Annotated in this window: 15 protein-coding genes and 1 riboswitch; of the genes, 8 read left to right on the top strand and 7 right to left on the bottom strand. The window is 42.3% G+C overall.

Annotation, left to right across the window (positions count from 1 at the left end):
* Positions 1-68: 68 nt before the first annotated feature.
* Complete coding sequence (locus tag BIW53_RS17550) at positions 69-851, bottom strand: DUF3307 domain-containing protein (RefSeq protein WP_070993317.1); 783 nt, start codon at positions 849-851, stop codon at positions 69-71.
* The gene (locus BIW53_RS17545) at positions 826-1,485 is read right to left on the bottom strand and encodes a hypothetical protein (RefSeq protein WP_070993316.1); all 660 of its coding nucleotides are present in this window, start codon (positions 1,483-1,485) and stop codon (positions 826-828) included. The genes BIW53_RS17550 and BIW53_RS17545 overlap by 26 nt, the downstream gene beginning before the upstream one ends.
* A gap of 194 nt (positions 1,486-1,679) precedes the next feature.
* Between BIW53_RS17545 and BIW53_RS17540 the strand changes: the two genes are divergently transcribed.
* The 4 genes from BIW53_RS17540 to BIW53_RS17525 all read left to right on the top strand — a co-directional run bounded on the left by BIW53_RS17540 (position 1,680) and on the right by BIW53_RS17525 (position 5,906).
* Positions 1,680-3,644 carry a discoidin domain-containing protein gene (locus BIW53_RS17540; RefSeq protein ID WP_070993315.1) on the top strand — a complete coding sequence of 655 codons (1,965 nt, stop codon included), beginning with the start codon at positions 1,680-1,682 and terminating at the stop codon, positions 3,642-3,644.
* Positions 3,645-3,818: 174 nt separating this feature from the next.
* Positions 3,819-4,067, top strand: a complete 249-nt coding sequence (locus BIW53_RS17535; RefSeq protein WP_070993314.1) for a hypothetical protein — start codon at positions 3,819-3,821, stop codon at positions 4,065-4,067.
* Positions 4,068-4,333: 266 nt separating this feature from the next.
* On the top strand, positions 4,334-5,395 hold the full coding sequence (locus BIW53_RS17530; RefSeq protein ID WP_070993313.1) for a fibrinogen-like YCDxxxxGGGW domain-containing protein: 1,062 nt from the start codon (positions 4,334-4,336) through the stop codon (positions 5,393-5,395).
* A gap of 262 nt (positions 5,396-5,657) precedes the next feature.
* Positions 5,658-5,906, top strand: coding sequence for a DUF3297 family protein (locus BIW53_RS17525; RefSeq protein WP_084228235.1), 249 nt, complete (start codon positions 5,658-5,660; stop codon positions 5,904-5,906).
* A gap of 488 nt (positions 5,907-6,394) precedes the next feature.
* Here BIW53_RS17525 and BIW53_RS17520 read toward each other — a convergent pair whose 3' ends face one another.
* Positions 6,395-8,491: a zinc-dependent metalloprotease family protein gene (locus tag BIW53_RS17520; protein ID WP_070993311.1), complete on the bottom strand. Its 2,097-nt coding sequence runs from the start codon at positions 8,489-8,491 to the stop codon at positions 6,395-6,397.
* Positions 8,492-8,560: 69 nt separating this feature from the next.
* Positions 8,561-8,650: riboswitch (cyclic di-GMP riboswitch) on the bottom strand.
* Between the two features lie 334 nt (positions 8,651-8,984).
* Between BIW53_RS17520 and BIW53_RS17515 the strand changes: the two genes are divergently transcribed.
* Both BIW53_RS17515 and BIW53_RS17510 read left to right on the top strand, forming a co-directional pair.
* On the top strand, positions 8,985-9,281 hold the full coding sequence (locus BIW53_RS17515; protein ID WP_070993310.1) for a hypothetical protein: 297 nt from the start codon (positions 8,985-8,987) through the stop codon (positions 9,279-9,281).
* 78 nt (positions 9,282-9,359) lie between these two features.
* On the top strand, positions 9,360-10,205 hold the full coding sequence (locus BIW53_RS17510; protein WP_070993309.1) for a carboxylate/amino acid/amine transporter: 846 nt from the start codon (positions 9,360-9,362) through the stop codon (positions 10,203-10,205).
* Between the two features lie 37 nt (positions 10,206-10,242).
* Here the strand turns inward: BIW53_RS17510 and BIW53_RS17505 are convergent, their stop codons facing one another.
* From BIW53_RS17505 to BIW53_RS17495, 3 genes are all read right to left on the bottom strand, one after another.
* The gene (locus BIW53_RS17505; RefSeq protein ID WP_070993308.1) at positions 10,243-11,745 is read right to left on the bottom strand and encodes a calcium-binding protein; all 1,503 of its coding nucleotides are present in this window, start codon (positions 11,743-11,745) and stop codon (positions 10,243-10,245) included.
* 175 nt (positions 11,746-11,920) lie between these two features.
* Positions 11,921-13,273, bottom strand: coding sequence for a S41 family peptidase (locus tag BIW53_RS17500; RefSeq protein ID WP_070993307.1), 1,353 nt, complete (start codon positions 13,271-13,273; stop codon positions 11,921-11,923).
* Between the two features lie 115 nt (positions 13,274-13,388).
* Positions 13,389-14,240 carry a GNAT family N-acetyltransferase gene (locus BIW53_RS17495; RefSeq protein ID WP_070993306.1) on the bottom strand — a complete coding sequence of 284 codons (852 nt, stop codon included), beginning with the start codon at positions 14,238-14,240 and terminating at the stop codon, positions 13,389-13,391.
* Between the two features lie 292 nt (positions 14,241-14,532).
* Between BIW53_RS17495 and BIW53_RS17490 the strand changes: the two genes are divergently transcribed.
* On the top strand, positions 14,533-15,210 hold the full coding sequence (locus BIW53_RS17490) for an alpha/beta hydrolase (RefSeq protein WP_070993305.1): 678 nt from the start codon (positions 14,533-14,535) through the stop codon (positions 15,208-15,210).
* Between the two features lies 1 nt (position 15,211).
* Here the strand turns inward: BIW53_RS17490 and BIW53_RS17485 are convergent, their stop codons facing one another.
* Complete coding sequence (locus tag BIW53_RS17485) at positions 15,212-16,159, bottom strand: alpha/beta fold hydrolase (RefSeq protein ID WP_070993304.1); 948 nt, start codon at positions 16,157-16,159, stop codon at positions 15,212-15,214.
* A 266-nt stretch (positions 16,160-16,425) separates the two neighbouring features.
* Here BIW53_RS17485 and BIW53_RS17480 point away from each other — a divergent pair, with 266 nt between their 5' ends.
* On the top strand, positions 16,426-16,605 hold the full coding sequence (locus tag BIW53_RS17480) for an alternative ribosome-rescue factor A (RefSeq protein WP_070993303.1): 180 nt from the start codon (positions 16,426-16,428) through the stop codon (positions 16,603-16,605).
* Positions 16,606-16,780: the final 175 nt, after the last annotated feature.

Here is a 16,780-nt window from a genome sequence, read left to right as displayed (position 1 = left end):
TTGTTACATAAGTTATCAAACCCTACGTTACTGTGCAGGCGTTTTTCACTGAGTGTGGCTATGAAAACTTAGGGAAATAGCTGATATAAGCGCAGTGCATGCCAACCAATAAATAGTGCGATAGCGTAACTAAATAGGGTGCCTAGCATCATATATTCGGTGAGTTTCATATCCTTGTTCTTGGTCAAATCACCAAATCTGAATATGGTTTTGGCCGCCACTAAAAAGCCGATCCCAGCAAATTGCCCCATAAAGATAAAGGAAATTGCTAAACAACGCTCGATATAGCCAATCCAAGCACCTGCCGAGATTAAACCAATATTGATAGGCTCGTGCGTTACGTGGCTGCCTGAATTTGCGTGTTGCTGAGCTGAGGCTGTTAAGCTATCCGTATGCTTTTTTAATGCTAATGCAATAATTATTGAAGCGGGTTTACATGCCAGTAAGTAGGCAAGGCCTATGATAATATTTTTGTTACTGATAAAGCTGCTAAGAAATGATTGGATTTGCGATAAGGAATATTCAGATAAATAGATCCATACCAAACAGATAATCACAAGATGTACACCTTGATCTAGCAAAAAAGTACGTAGGCTATTGTTTAGATGAGACTTAATGTAATCCATTAATAAGTGTGAAAAAGCAATGATCATTACAGCGATGCTTGCCTGCCAAAATGAAAAATCAGCTAGCAAGAAAACCAAAGTGTTAAGCGCAAGATGAACCAAAAAGTGCTTCCATAAACCAGCGGACTTTATATGGCGGGTATTTCTACACATCACCCACGCTGTTGGTTGCAGGTAAAAGTCGCCGACAAAATGTGCGCTAATTAACAGTAGTAGTAAGTCCATCGTCTTTTCCTTTAGCTTTTGTAACTCGCTGGTTTATCACAGCAATGTAGTCGCGTATCAAGGTAGCGCCAATACTGCTGAGTCGATTACTAATATTTTGTCGTGAGGTTTTTGTTATTTCAGCAATTTTTTGATGCTCTGCAAAGTGGTTTGTGATGTAGATGTATAATAACTCTGCTTGAGTTTTTGTGAGCTTGTTCAATTGGTGACTTAGGAACTGCGTCAGTAATCTCATTTCGCTAGTATTGTTGTGACCAAAGCTGACGGAAATCTCCCCCCGAGGGGTGTTGGCGAGCCCTCTTCCGGATTCAATAAAAACGGGCCCTGTTGAAATAGTTGGTTGCTTACCTGATAGTGGCTGTTCGCCATAGGCAAGGGACAAAGTGCACAGGACAGGCTTATCAGATCGTGTTTTAAAGTGCAGCGCTAATTTTATCAGTATCGTACAGGTAATGGCGTGAATAGCATTTGGAAATTGTATTTGAAACTCATCACCACGATATATCTCGCCAGTGGCGCCGTGCTGCTCATTTATACTCTGTAATAGGCCTTGAATTGTGGTGATGGCGTCCGTGTGTATTTCATTAAGCATTTTGCTGGAGTTAACCAGATCTCCCGTCAGTACAGCAATCATTATTATCTTCCCACTCTATTGTCTATATGCAACTATATTTAATAGCTTTTGATAATGCAATTAAATATAGTTGCCCTGTCTTTGGCAATCATATTACATTGTATTTTTGTGCGAAAATTAGCAACAGTATATTGACCTGTGTACCTATCGCTGGCGTAATGGTCCTGCTTTAAGGCAAAAATAAAGGAAATAAAATGCAAAGAAATGTATTAAGAGCAATAGCACTGTGCGCAGGTGCAGTGATTTCATCTAATGCCTACTCATTAACGCTAATTGAAAATGTAGAGGTAACAGATTCAAAAACAACCATAGCCATCAATGGTTATACAGATCCAGTTGTTTTTGCTTCAGTTCCCACATTAAATGATAGTGAGCCAGGAGTGGTATCTATATCCAATGTAACAGACAGCAGCTTTGATGTTCAATTTAAGGAGTGGCCTTACCTTGATGGAGTTCATGGCGCTGAGTATGTCTCTTTCTTGGTGGTTGAAAAAGGTCGTCACCAACTACAAGATGGCAGTATTTGGGAAGCAGGAGAGTTCACTTTAAAAAGTGGCACTACGCATCAATTTTTTAATGAAAGCTTTGTACATGCGCCTCATATTTTATTAAATGGGCAAACGCAAAATCGAGCTGATGCTTATGCTTTACGTGTATCTAGTCTCTCAAAGTTAACTTTTGGGGCTAGCCTTGATGTGCAGGAGTCCGGCAGTGTCCATGCTGAAGAATCAATTGGTTATCTAGCTGTCTATAAAGATAACAACAATGGGATTACAAATGAAAACCTAGCCTACAATCTAACTCAGCAGGCGATTAATCAGGAAGGTTTTCAAACTATCAGTGGCAAGTTGTTGGTGCAAGAAGAGCAGTCAAAAGACGCTGAAACAGCACACTGGTTAGAAGCAGTGGCTATCCTTAATTTGAAAAATCAGTTATTTGCCCAAGACATCACTCACTATGGTAAAGATACAATGGCGCTGCGTCTTGAGACATCGAGTACATTTGGCGTAGAACCGGGTGAAACAACGGGTCAATATGGCAACATAGCCCTTGTGGGATCGAATGGTTTGACTGAGTCGTCATACACAACCAGCCACAGCTATTCATTGGACAGCGCCTCGGGTGCGTTTGATGGTTATAATCTCTCAACGCTTGTTAATACCGATGCGACTTACGGCAAGATTAAAAGGGGTGTGTGGTTAACCACCGTTGCGCAGGAGCATTGGTTACAGGTGGCGTTTGAAAAACGTGCATACATTAGCGCATTTAGAGTGATGGTGCATAAGAGTGCGGCGGATCTAGGTATGGGCGTGAAAGATGTAACGTTGCAAGTATCGGACGACAACATCAACTTTATTGATCATGAATCTTTCTCGCTAGCAAGAAGCTACGATCAAACTGTGGAACTGACACAACCGGCGATTGGCAAGTATGTTAGATTGAAAATTCACAATACACACGGGCACAATTATCGCGTCTTGTCGGAGCTTGAATATTATGGTGGTTTCGTAACCAGTGGCGGACCTGTAACCCCACCAGAAGAGCCAGAGCCTGTGAATGGCATTACTTGCGCTAGTATTTTGCAGCAAAACGCCAATGCCAGTTCAGGTACATATCTCATTGACCCTGATGGTGATGGTGGCATAGCGCCGTTTTACGCACACTGTGATATGACCACAAATGGTGGCGGTTGGACTCTAGTTGCGCATCATACCGATGGATTGGAAACTATCGTACACACATCACCTGTCACCCAAGCCGAAGTCGGTGTATTACCCAACGAACAATGGCAAGCCGTTCGTAATAATATGACAGAGGGAATGATGTTCATTGATGAGCACGCTAAGGTTTCGCAAATTAGTAAAAGTAAGTTGTACAACGCCAATTGTATTGCTGTAAAACAAAACAATGACCTGACACAACCGCTTGTTTCTTATGATACTGCTGCATTATGGCATCATGAGGGAACCGGCTGCAGTCTATCTGGGTTGGATTATTCACTGATTATTATGAGTGTAAAATCAACCACGCGAGGAGACAGTTACCTGCGTAATGGTGCGTCTTTGTACCAGCACAGCGTTAGGTTTGATGTATGGCCTTACAACCATGAAGTGTACAGTGGTTCAGAGCAAGATACATTATTCTATTACGTTAAGTAGGTAGATGATATCGGGCTTTTTTAACCGAAAGCTCGATACTGTCATGATGGTGATGAGAGAGGCGAAGCTATTTTTGAAAACTATTGCTTAGGCGATAGTTATTCTTTTACAGTCTTCTTTCGTTTTCTCAAAACTGATATTCTATGGGCATGTAGTTGTAACAGAGTATGAAGCATGATTGACGATAACAAAGTGATTGATACTTTAGAAGCGTTAGAGTCGTTTTTACGTCTAGTCGATAATGGTGGTTTAGGAATAAAAAACGCAGCTGGTGTTGCGTTGGCAACCAATAATAGTGATGGTCGTCCATTTGTTGCCGTGCTAGATGATAATCATCAATTATTACTGGGTCGTTGGGTTACTCAGGAAGTGTTTGATAATGGTAAAGATTTGGTTCGAACAGGGCCAAACAAGTTAAACTAGTCGCTCCGATATCAGCACGTTCGTGCTGCCTACCTATGAACGAGCTTATTTTCGCTTGAGTAAGCTCGTTGCTGACATTGAGATATAAATTAATTGCTGTTGCACACAACAAAGACTTATCAACGAATATATTTTTAGACCTTATTTAAATCTACTAACACATTCCATTGTCTGTTTTTTTGGCACTGGTTTGTTTGCATTGTTCTAAAAATAGGTATACTGATTTAGCAACACCAAACAATTAAAGTCACACTAATGGAGAGTTTATGACTTATAAATTAACGAAAGTTAAAGCTGCGCTATTACTTATTTTGGGTTCAGCCAATACAGGAAGTGTTTTAGCACAAGAACCTATATCAGAAACGTGGATATATCAAAATGGTGTGATGAGCACTGTGCATCAAGTGGGAATTGGCACTGATGCGCCCAGTGATGCGTTAGAGGTTAAAGGCAATGTTACCGCGTATGACCCAGTTATGCCAGGACACCTAGTGACCAAACGTCATTTAGATGGATATGTTGAGTCTTTGCAGCAGGCAGACGCTGCGTTGGGCACTAAAGCCCAAGACTTAGAAGCTCAACTACAGGCTCTGCAAAACCAGTACAATCAGTTACGCACAGACCATAATAACTTGCAAAGTGCACATTGGTGGTTGCAAAATGACTATCTAAATTTACTGGCTAGAGTCGAAGCGATTGAAGACAAGTTGACACCAAAAGGGCGTAACTGTTTAGACATCAAAACGATGGAGCCAACATCTGCCACCGGATTTTACTTAATAGACCCAGATGGCGCTGAGGTGGGTGTGTTACCATTTAAAGTTTGGTGTGACATGGACTATCAAGGCGGTGGTTGGACGCTGTTTGCGAACCATAAAGATGGTATCGAGAATATTCAACAGGGTGAGCTAATTTCACCGGAAAGTTATTCTGTAATGAATAGCGAACGCTGGGTAGCTCTAAGAGCTACAACCACAGGTGGTATGATGTTCAAAGATGAACACGGCCGTATTTCTCAGCTAAATCAAGCGAAAGTTAATGACGCTAATTGTCGCAATATCTATACGGAAGACAATTTAGCACAGCTTTCAACACTGGGTGACTATGGCTTGATTTGGCACCATGAAGACACCAACTGTGATGTGTCTTTGGATTTTTCAGGTGTGATCTTAGGTGATAAAGACTCTACTCGCGCTGGGTCGTATACATATCAAGGGGCATCGGTTATTCAGGCGCCTAACTCTACAGTACGCTTTGACGTATGGCCTTATGGCAGCGATGAAAGCTCAAGAAATCAGCAAAACGAGTTGCAGTACTTTATTAAATAAAGTGATGCAGCAACGTATTATAAGATGACGTTGCGTCTTGCAAAATACTTTTTAAAGGAGAGCATAACAGGCTCTCCTTTTTATTTATTGCAAGCAACATGATGTAGTAAAAGTGCTCTTACATTGAGTTAGTGACAAATAGTTTGCTGGACGGGTGCGCATAAATGCTGAAGCTTGCATTGAACATTTCTTAGCTTGGCTATTGAGCGCCCGCTGAGTATTACCTACAATAGCGCATACTTTTTTTATCGAAGAACATATTATGAACGATACAACTGCAAGACCTGATATTCCTGATCAACTATCTATTAATCCACGCAGCCGATTCTACAATGAGGATGTGTTAAAGCACGATATTGGTGTGCGCATCAATGGCAAAGAACGTGATGATGTTGAAGAATATTGCATCAGTGAGGGGTGGATCAAGGTTGCTTCACCAAAAGCGCTAGATCGCCGCGGTCAGCCACTTCTTCTTAAAACTAAAGGTACTGTTGAAGTATTTTATCGCTGATAATCACTGAGCAGGCAAACACTTTGTAAGTCATGCCTGCCAATGAAATCTAAAGATAAGCGATTTGAGTTATTGCCAACGCTTATCTTTGTCTCTCGTTTTATTGCTAAAACATCCTAATTGAGCATCTTCCGTTTCTAAGGACTCAATACCTTTACTACCTATCAGCAACTAAAAAGTACATAAAAACGCAAAACGACGGTATCTCGCTAGGGGTTGCTATTGACTTGACAGAGTGAAAGAGCTGCGGTTGGATTTAAGTCAAAAATCCATTTTATGTGATGATCATTATATGTTGTTTAGTACGGTGGAAAATGAATAGGGGCAAGTTTAAGTAAGCTACCAACTATAGATATCAAGTTACTGAGTTTAAGAATGAGAGTTTAATGAAGGACGCATGATAGATAGACAGTTAGTTTGATAGGTTAAGCCGGTAAAAAAAGCAGCCAGAGGCTGCTTTTGGTTATATCTAAGGGAGATATGTCTAATTAGTTTTGGCACTTTTTGCCTTTACATGGCTTATCTGTGCCGCCATCACCACTTTGGGTGACAGTGACACTCTGCCATGCTGTCCAATCTGATGCTGTGACCTCATTTACGGCACGTACTCGATAACGAAATGTCCCTTTATCACTGTAGTCTGTGTAAGTCGTTTCATTGCTGTTGACTGACGCGACAATCTGATTTGCTTGCCAGCGGCCATTTTTATGCTGAGATTCACGTTGTATTTCGAACGACAGCTCATTATCACTATTGTCTTGCCAGATTAGCTGAGCCGTACCATCTTTTCCGTCCAGTGCAGATAAATTGCTTGCTGGATTAGGGGGCAAAGGCGCAGGTGGAGAAGCTTCAGTGGTGGCGCATAAACTCGCAGACGGTAGTGTTGTGTTAGCACTTAGGTCTTTGGCTTGTACGCTGAAGCAGTATTGGGTTTGTGGCTGCAATGCGCTTGCAGTGAATTTGGTTTCACTTTGCCAGTCACTGCCTTGGCAGATATTTCCGCTTTGTGTACAGTTAAAACGGTAGCTGACAACGCCGCCATTATCATCAACTGCACTTACAGCCTGCATCGCAATTTGTGAATCGCTAATCTCTATTGGAACTTGAGCAAAACTCATTGGATTGGGATCCGGTGGTGTATTATCTGGGGTTGCTGGTGTAACTTGTCCTTGTAAATAAAAGTGACCTTGGCTTGCATAGTTACTGGCATACGGCCCTTCGGCACCAAATACTTCAAGTGTATAAACCCCTTGTGCTAGGTCTATCTGAATGGTGGCGCTGGTATTGTTGTACTCATTGCTGGTGATGATGAGAGCGCCGTTGCCATCGTATAAACGCAGGCCAATATCAAGGTTTGCGCCGCGCTTGTTACTACGGGCAAAAGCATCCCAAGCAGGGGTTGCAATAAACTGTGCAGGTCCCGCGCCAACTTTAAACTCAAACCAGTCGCTATCACTGACTTGCACACTACCTTTATTGTATGTGGATACATTATCAGGGTCGATTTGGCGGTTGGTTGCGGAAAATGCACCATTGCTATCCACATTTAAAATTACAGGGTTATCGGTGCTGCCTTCTGTGTCTATTGTCATGCCTAGCTTTGTTGCAATGATAGCGATGTCGTCCTGTGTCTGGCTAGCGTCAGGGTATTCACCTTTGCTCCACTGCGTTACATTTTTATAGTAACTGACGCCCATGATTGGTGCCCAGCTGCTCGGTTCGCTATCACTGCCCAGACCAGCATAATAGCTTTGTGTTGAGGTACCATCATGGCTTAAGCCCAAGTTATGACCCAGCTCATGAGAGCCCGCTTCAGCCATGTATGGTGCCATGCCTGCGCCTAAGCGATTGTAGTAAACAAAGGCGGGTTGATAATAGCTAAAATTACTACGTCCCCAAACATTAACATATGCTACGCCGCCAGCGCCTTGGTGTGGCATCGCCTTACCAGATAAATCAGTATCTTTGGTAAACAACACCCAACCAACATTGGGTCCAAATTCAGCGGGGGCCTCTGTTGTTACATCAATATCAAAGGCTGCGAAGTCATCCGCCATACGGTTCCAGATCTCATGAATACGCGCACGTTCGCTGTCATTGAAAGTTGTAGGATCGCCGTCTAAATCATAGGGAGCTGAATCATAACTGGCACCGCTTCCCCACGCACGATTACTGACAGTGCCGCCATCGAAATCTAAAAATACTTTATTGATAGAGTTTTCATTACTGTGCAGTTTAAACACATCAACTGGCGGTAAAGTGTATGTTTGTTCACTGTCGGTAGAAATGGTTTCAACCAAACCTTCTTCGATGTAGAACAGCTCACCACTGCTATCTGCTTGCATAAGCAAGGTATCAATGGCTGGAATTGCCAATTCATTGAGTTGCACGAGCGCTTTTTGCTGAGCGTGAGGAGGTAATTTATTTAGGCTAGTTTTTAGTTTGCCATTTGGTAAGTTTTCGATGGCTTGTATTGGTAGTGTTGTTTGTGCGGTGCCATTGTTCGCGGCATAAGACGCTGAACCTAAAGCGATACCAACACACCCACAAAGCATGACAACTTTGTTTCTCGTTAATAATTTCATTATATGCTCCAAATAATAACAACTTGGTCATTTGGAACGGAAAGATAGGCAGCCGCATAGCTTGGCTGCGCTAGCAATCCCGCTATCATAGGGCTTTTTCTACCCCTTAGACCGGTGACTTTGCGCCCCATCCTTTCGAATGGTTTGCCCATAGCGTCGAATATAGCCGACCCACGAACTCTAACAAATAATTGCAAAGATGAAAACAAACCAATTAATTGTGTTAAATATAGGTAATTTTTATGTGCTTGCAAGATAAGCTAAAGCCATGAAAACCCTAGTCATAATAAGGTTCTTGATTGTTGAAAATGTGTGGGTTCCATAAAAGAATACTGACACAATAAATTAACGTTATTACTCTAAAAATAGCTAGTAATTATGAGGGAGGCTTGTATACTCCGTGTTATTACAAGTACCTTTTATAGGGTCTAAATCTTGAGTATGAAAAATTTTCTAGTTGCAAGAGCGTATTACGATTGTCCGAGGGTGGACTATGAGTATTAACGAGATCGAAAAACAAATTCTGTTGAAAAATATGAACAAGCAACTCCAATTAGAGAATGAACTTGAGAAGCTACGTCCCAGTGTATTTTATCATTGTTTGAAAGCGATAATAATTTGTGCATTGGCGTTTGCTTGGGGCGCTTTGGTACCGAGTGTATCGGATGAAATAACAGCTTACTTGTTGCTATATGGTACGATTTTGATGGGAGTCCATATGTGTTACGAAAACTATCGTACCAATAAACGTATAGATACCCTCTACAAACTTTTAAAAAGAACGACTTAAAGATGAGTTAGGGTTCACTGCAGGTGAATCAAAGTGCACGATTGTGTACGATAACATTTTTGAGTTTAAGTACAGACTATGCAGTACCTTATTTCAGTCACTTTGTTGTGGGCTTTTTCATTCAGTTTGATTGGCGTTTATTTGGCAGGGCAGGTAGACGCTTGGTTTAGCGTATTGGTGCGTATTGCATTGGCGACCTGCGTGTTTCTTCCCTTCCTCCAGTTTTCTGTGATACCTAAAAAGCTCGCCGCTAAATTAATGTTAATCGGTGCGATTCAATTGGGTGTGATGTATGGATTTTACTACCATTCCTTTTTGTTTTTAAGTGTACCTGAGGTGTTACTCTTTACTGTCATGACACCTTTGTATATTACCTTGTTGAATGATCTGTTAGATAAACGTTTTCATATTGGCTTTTTAGTCGCTGCTTTAATCGCGGTTATTGGTGCGGTAGCGATCCGTTATGAAGGTGTGGACGGCCAGTTTTTGATTGGTATGTTGTTGGTGCAAGGCGCTAACATTTGCTTTGCAACAGGGCAGGTTTTGTATAAACGTCTCATGCAAGACAATAAAATTCCTCAACAAAGCGTCTTTGGTTGGTTTTTTATCGGCGCATTGGCAGTCGCGGTAACCTGCTTTACTGCGTTTGGGGACGTGTCTCGGCTACCTACTACCAGCGTACAATGGAGCGTCCTTATTTATTTGGGCGTGGTCGCATCGGGTTTAGGTTACTTTGCTTGGAACAAAGGAGCCACTGAAGTGGACGTGGGTGTATTGGCGGTCATGAATAATATGCTGATCCCAGCTGGTATTTTGGTTAACGTTGCAATCTGGAACAGAGATGCGGACATGATGCGACTCGCTGTTGGTGGAGCCATCATTATGTCAGCGCTTTGGGTGAATAAACGACTCCGTAGAATTTAACAGATAAACCCGGCATCAAGTGCCGGGTTAGCGTCAGTTATTGGCACTTCACAATGCTACCTGTCTGGTTGTAGCAAGTTTCTTCTTGTTGCAAAATCATCTTGCACATGTAGGCAATGTTGTTTTCCATACAGTTTACATAGGTGCCGTAAATACCTGAATTACTTACGTTGTAATCAACGCGCCACTCATAATATGAATATGGCTTGGTTGCTTGGTCGTCAAGCCAGCGCTTGAATACGGAGCTTGAAACAATGTCGAACAATGCAGTTGGACGTACTGAGTAGCTACGCCAACCATTATTTAAACCTGTGTATGAGCCTGGCATTGTGACAACACTGTTGGCTGCCTTGTAGTATGGGTTACTAAAGTTACTTTTCTTAGCCACCTTAGTTAGCAGGCCTTGGTAATCATCTACCCATGTTATGCCTTCACAACTATTTAAAAACAATACGCCTTTATCGTCGCCGCTACCGCAACTGCCTTGTGGAAACATGTCAGCAGTCCAAATATAATCGGCATTTTTACCCCCTTCGATTTTTGCATCAAACTCTGTTGATGAGGTGATGATCACGTCGTTGCCACTGCCACCTTCTTGCACTGAGTTTTCCAAATAAGTAAATAGAATGTCGTCGCCGCTGTTGCCCCATGCTTTGTGCCATTTGCTTGTATTGACCACATCACCATCGCCCACTTCAAATAAGGCATCGTTACCATTGCCACCATGTAAGCGGTCTTCACGGCCACGATTACCAGCCAGATAATCATCACCGTCATCACCGTAGAGTGTGTCGTTGCCTTGATCACCACTTAAGACGTCATCGCCACTGCCACCATATAAGGTGTCATCACCATCGTTATTACTGTTACAGCCGCTTTGCTCGTATATATAACCGTTATTGGCATTAGCAAGGCGGCAGCCACCGCCGAGGTAGTCATTGTCATTTCCACCGATGAGTAGGTCTCGTCCTTGACCACCCATCAACAAGTCGCCGCCGTTATCACCGCTGATCACATCATCATTGTGATCGCCAAATAATTGGTCATGACCATTTCCTCCCGTGATATGATCGTTGCCATAACCGCCGTGGATCATATCTTTACCGTCTTCTCCCCACAGAGTGTCGTTTCCGCCACTACCAAAAATAGTGTCATCACCTGCACCGCCATATACTCTATCCTGTTGTGAGCCTGTGGTAATTATGTCGTCACCGTTTTCACCATAAACGTATTGCATGACGGCGATATCTTTTGCACCGAAGCTGTCATGGCCGGCACCCAATCGAGCTTCAATTAGCCGAACTTGACTTAGGTAGAAGGTATCGCAACTGGTGTTACCGTTGGCTGTTCGGGTAACGGTTAAAGTATCTTGTGAACTGGTTAATGAAAACGACTCTGACTCTGCAGAGCCTAAAATTCTCAGAGATATCCCCTCTAAAGAGACAGTGGCACCGTCGCCTATGCCGTTACAAGAGGCTGCTGCATAGTTTGAAAGTCCCAGTGATAATGCTAGGCATAGTGAATTGAGTTTAAACACCATTGTTCTATCCTTACGTTCGATTTTATGGGTTGTATGAGTACCGCAGAGCTTATTTGGCGTTAAGGTAGTATCGAATCGTGCAAAGAAAATGGAGAGAGGACAAATTGTTAGTGAGATTAAACAAAGCGATAGAAGCGGAGCTTAGAGTAAAAGGCTCCGCTAAGTATGTTGTGTTTTAAAGCAGTGCAAGAATATTCGTTGGTATATTTGCTTGTGCTAGGCTGACATCAGGCTCTATAGGCGTCATTTGAGCGACACCGTTTGGACGTGTAAGTAGAAATCGTGGTGAAATCATTTGTAGCTGACTATGCGTGAGTTTTGTGAACTGAATCCCACCGCTTTGCGTGCTGCGACCGCCCGTTGGCGCACCTATGAGCTGAGCAAATTGGTAGTCCTGCACGGTGTTTGCAAATACGATAGATGATGAATAAGTTCCGGTACCTATCAATAGCGACACTTTGCCACTGTAGAAGTTATCTAGTTGCAGTTCGGGTTGGATCAATCGGGTATTTTCACCTTGCTCAATATTACCAACAATTTGTCCCGGGTCACGGTATTTCAATAAAATTTTTGAACGATATGTTGAAAAGTGTCGGTAGGGCTTATCGGCGATGTACCGCAATATGCCTGCCATCCACATGTCATCGTTGCCGCCCCCGTTTTTACTGATGTCTATGATCAAATGCTTAATTTCTTTGCTTTTAATATCGCTAAAGAGTGAATCCATGAAGGTTAGATATTGTTTAAAATCATCCCATGCGAAAGTGTTCACTCGCAATATGGCAGTGTTATCTTGGTAGGTCACATTGAATGCCTCTGCAAAGGACGAAGCGACCAGACTTTGCGGTAGCGCAGCTTTGGCATTGAGCGTAATCGCGTGCTTTTTACTATCGTGAGTCAGATTAATGTGAAAAGAATCTTGTGGACCAAATGTCATATAAAACAATCGATTAAATTGATCTTCTAGGACGTTTTGACGAAAAGCAAGTGTATCACCGTGGGTATTCGCAAGTAGTGTTTGTAAAATACTACTTGCGCTCGTGCCATTTATTGATTCAATTTTTGCGCCTTGGTAGTGACTACCTTGGGCGCCAAGATCTCTCGCTACATAAATTCCGTCATTGGCAATATGTACTTCCAGCGGAAAAAGAGTAGTCCCTTGCGCTATCCATTGGCGCCACTGTGAAGCGGAGCCATGTCCTACTTTGATGTGACCGTCTGCGAGCATGGAATTTAGTGGTGCCATAGTTTGCCAGAGTGTCATCGCGGTCATGGGGGCTTTTATCCCGCTTTTTATCTCAGCCGCTTTTTGATAAAAGGCGTCAATATCTTGTACGCTGTGTGATAAATCAGGGTGAGTTTGGTGAAGCCAATTAAACCACTGTTCAAAATCTTGCTGTGCTTGGGTGGCAGATAGAGGTGTTTGTAGCGGCATAAAGGGAGTTGTTTGAGCTTTACTTGTCATCGAGGTGAGCGTACAAAAAGTGAAAACTACAACGAAGTTAACTAATCGCATGAGGTAGTGCATAAATAATCCTTTGTTATCTTTAGAGGGTATGACGCGTGTGCAATCAGAAAGGTTTAAGGCACTTAGTTTTTTTTTGATTTCGTGGTTTTTAACGCAAAGTGCCTTGTTTGGGCATTTAACCAATTTCGAATGATGTTACGCCGTATATTCTATCTAATGGAAGGTTTGGGGTTTCAATGGTGTACATTCTGGCGGTTTCAAAAGTTGGGAGCATACCATGGCGCTTAGCCAAGGTAACAGCCGCATCATTGACTTCGGGTACATCCAAAAAAACTGTATCGCAGGGAAGAGTCTTTGCGCGCAGAGCTTGGAAAAGTTGCTGTGCTTGCTGAACCGTGTTGGCAAATAGCGGACCTATTTTATATCCGTTTTGGCAGGGGCGGATCACGCCATAACCTTCGATTTGTCCTGCCTCTATGACAGCCAATGCATGACTATTTGGTTGATTGACCCACTCACTGAGAAAGTTATTTCGGTTGGCAGGAAAAAACTCTTGTTCGTAGTTAAAAAGCATTGCCAAGGGCACAGTGTTTATTGGCACAATGTGACTGAGTTCAGGCACTGTGCCACCGCCTGAGCCTGCAAAGCGTATATTACGGTAGGCGAGTTTAAAGCCTGTCTTTTTATAGTTACCTTGTTGGGCAACAACGCCATCTAAGGCGATATTACAGCCATGCAAATATTGCAGTCCTGCTTGCCATATTTGCCAACCATAGCCCAACCCTCGATACTGTGGTTTGACGATATAAAAACCTAAAAAGCCAAACGTATCGTTGTATTTCACAACAGAAATAGATGCGATGGGTTCGTCACCTAAATAGCCCATTAAGAAGCCATTTGGATCGGCAAGGTAATAGCATTTTGCATCGCTGAGGCCCGGATTCCAGCCTTCCTTTGCTGCCCAATCAACAACAATATCAAGCTCACTGGGGGTCATGGTTTTTATTGTAAAGGGCTTATTTTTCATGCTTTCTCCAAAAGCGTTACGCAAAGCGAGCTTTGACAAAACTTATACTATCAAGCTTAAACTTATTCGTACAAGCGAAGTTGAGTGAAGGAGTGTCTTGAGTATAATCGAGCTTATACTGGCACCGCTAATTCTTTAATTCAGTAAGACTTAAGAAGAAGTGATTAATATAAATGAGGCTGTGAATCTTCCAGGCAAGCAAAATCATAGGTTTGTGTTCTGGAATATGACCAATGGGCAAGCACATGAGCCACTTATTTTTACAAAATGATAATGCAAGATAAGGAAAGAAATGAAACTTGGTATAATTACCGCCGCTTGGTTTGCTGCGTTGATATCGTTTAACTGCTGGAGTACGACTATTTTGAATGCGCCACCTGAGTCTGTATCCGTAAATGACAAATTTGTATTCTACTCGCATGGTTACATTGTAGAGGGTGTGGACCCAAAACCAGTAAACACTAAAAACGGCTGGGGAGTTTATGACTTTCCCGCCGTAAAACAAGCGTTGTCTGACAAAAGCTACACGTTAATTGCACATCACAGAGCTAAAAATACCGACCCTTTTGCTTATGCCTATGAGTTAAATAAACAAGTGCGCGAATTAGTAGAAAAAGGTGTTTCAGCAAAAAATATTACTTTGATTGGCTTCTCTCGTGGTGCGTTTATTAGTGCGGTTGCGTCTGACAAACTCTCCGACTTAGAAATCAATACCGTTATATTGGCAGGATGTGGTGGCCTTTCCTCTAGTAAACACTCGGATATAAAAGTATTTGGTCATGTATTGTCGGTGTATGAGCAATCTGATCGCGCTCAAAGTTGTGCTGCATTGGACAAACGGAGCACACAAACACGCTCTTTTAATGAAATTATGATTAATACCGGACTCGAACATGGCGCTTTTTACAGACCAATGAATGAGTGGGTAACTCCAGTGAAAGCTTGGGTTAAAGCTCATATGGGAAGGTAGCTTAGTCTTGTGCGGCACGCAGCTCCCATTTGCGCACTTTTTTCTCTTGGCGTTTTCGTTCGGACTTGGCAGCATGTTTGGCTACCCATTTTGTTAATTTTTTCATCAGTTCAGGCGGAAAGTCATGCCCCATTCCTGGAACAACTTTGAGTTTAGCTTTACGTATGCTTTGCGCTGTCTTTTGGCCCGCTGATAGCGGAAAGATTGGGTCATCTAAGCCGTGGATCACCAGTGTTGATGCTTTTATTTTGGCCAGTAAATGTTCCCGGCTGCCGCTGTAAGTCAATGCCACTAGCTGGCGCTTGAAGCCATTAGGAGTATGAGCTCGTGCCACGCTTAATCTAGCTTGCTGGCGAAGTGTTCGTTCGTCTTGCGGATAACCTGGGCTGCCAATTAGTTGGTTTAACTTGACTAGATAATTAATGGTGGACACCTTATTTTTTCTCACAGCTTGTAAGCGGAGCAGACGCATGAAAAACATAAAGTTACTTGGAGATAGAGTCGGCATTGATGAAGAAGACATGAGTAGAGTTAGGCTCAGGACTTTCTTTTTATGTTTGGCAGCTAAGGATTGTGCGATCATGCCGCCCATTGAAGCACCGACTAAGTGTGCTTTTTTTATTTGTAAGGCGTCCATCAAAGCTAGTGTATCTTGGCACATATTCTCAAGGGTATAGGGTATGTCTACTGTGGCGGTAAAGCGCCTTTTAAACCATGTTTTTACGAGACTTGGACAACCAAATTGGTCCAACTGAGTAGAAAGCCCTGCATCACGATTATCAAAGCGGATCACCCGAAAACCTTTGTTAACTAAGCCATAAAAAAAGCTTTGCGGCCATACTGTCATTTGCGCGCCTAATCCCATGATTAAAATAATCACAGGAGCATCTTTGGACCCTTCATCCTGATAGTTCAGTGTAATACCATGGTTGGTTACAATGCTGGGCATAATAAAGTTCAAGCGCTTGGTAAAAATTGCATTTATTTTCTTACAGTATAGCGAGCTTAAGATGAAGGTTTGATAACAATGTGCAGTAAAGGGAGATATATCGCAGTAAATCCGATGATAAATTTTTAACTCTATGTTTTTATTAGTTTAAAAGCGTTCCTTGAGAAAGTTGAAAATAACATAAAAAATACTTGCTCTCACAGGCGTTTACATCAATAATTCGGTTCGTCAACTGACGCTTAAATATACAATTATTAGGAGTTCTAATGAGTAAAAAACAGTATCATCACGCACATCAACGTGGTGAAATAAAAGATAATGCATTAAAAGCACTGGTTACCAGCCCGCTGTTTAAAGCCAAAGTAGAGAAGGCTAAAAAAGGAAAAGGTAGTTTTAAACGAAATGCAAAACACAAAGGCCAAGAGCCTTATCTTAAGGCAGCGTAAGCAAGCTTTAAGATAAGGTTTTTGTTTTGCAGGTAAATAGTAGTTGTATTTACCTGCAAATGATCCACAGCGCCTGTGTTGAATGTGGGCATACAAAAATCTCATAACGTGTGATGTTTGTGCTTTATAGCCGCTTGTTGCGCTTCACTACCCTCATGTTTAATACCATCAAATA

This window comes from Pseudoalteromonas byunsanensis (assembly GCF_001854475.1).
In the GTDB taxonomy this organism is placed as follows: domain Bacteria; phylum Pseudomonadota; class Gammaproteobacteria; order Enterobacterales; family Alteromonadaceae; genus Pseudoalteromonas; species Pseudoalteromonas byunsanensis.
This window is presented reverse-complemented; position numbering and strand designations above follow the sequence as displayed.

Coding starts and splice junctions, on each gene's coding strand:
- BIW53_RS17550 (WP_070993317.1), bottom strand. CDS start 851: ATGGACTTACTACTACTGTTAATTAGCGCACATTTTGTCGGCGACTTT.
- BIW53_RS17545 (WP_070993316.1), bottom strand. CDS start 1,485: ATGATTGCTGTACTGACGGGAGATCTGGTTAACTCCAGCAAAATGCTT.
- BIW53_RS17540 (WP_070993315.1), top strand. CDS start 1,680: ATGCAAAGAAATGTATTAAGAGCAATAGCACTGTGCGCAGGTGCAGTG.
- BIW53_RS17535 (WP_070993314.1), top strand. CDS start 3,819: ATGATTGACGATAACAAAGTGATTGATACTTTAGAAGCGTTAGAGTCG.
- BIW53_RS17530 (WP_070993313.1), top strand. CDS start 4,334: ATGACTTATAAATTAACGAAAGTTAAAGCTGCGCTATTACTTATTTTG.
- BIW53_RS17525 (WP_084228235.1), top strand. CDS start 5,658: ATGAACGATACAACTGCAAGACCTGATATTCCTGATCAACTATCTATT.
- BIW53_RS17520 (WP_070993311.1), bottom strand. CDS start 8,491: ATGAAATTATTAACGAGAAACAAAGTTGTCATGCTTTGTGGGTGTGTT.
- BIW53_RS17515 (WP_070993310.1), top strand. CDS start 8,985: ATGAGTATTAACGAGATCGAAAAACAAATTCTGTTGAAAAATATGAAC.
- BIW53_RS17510 (WP_070993309.1), top strand. CDS start 9,360: ATGCAGTACCTTATTTCAGTCACTTTGTTGTGGGCTTTTTCATTCAGT.
- BIW53_RS17505 (WP_070993308.1), bottom strand. CDS start 11,745: ATGGTGTTTAAACTCAATTCACTATGCCTAGCATTATCACTGGGACTT.
- BIW53_RS17500 (WP_070993307.1), bottom strand. CDS start 13,273: ATGCACTACCTCATGCGATTAGTTAACTTCGTTGTAGTTTTCACTTTT.
- BIW53_RS17495 (WP_070993306.1), bottom strand. CDS start 14,240: ATGAAAAATAAGCCCTTTACAATAAAAACCATGACCCCCAGTGAGCTT.
- BIW53_RS17490 (WP_070993305.1), top strand. CDS start 14,533: ATGAAACTTGGTATAATTACCGCCGCTTGGTTTGCTGCGTTGATATCG.
- BIW53_RS17485 (WP_070993304.1), bottom strand. CDS start 16,159: ATGCCCAGCATTGTAACCAACCATGGTATTACACTGAACTATCAGGAT.
- BIW53_RS17480 (WP_070993303.1), top strand. CDS start 16,426: ATGAGTAAAAAACAGTATCATCACGCACATCAACGTGGTGAAATAAAA.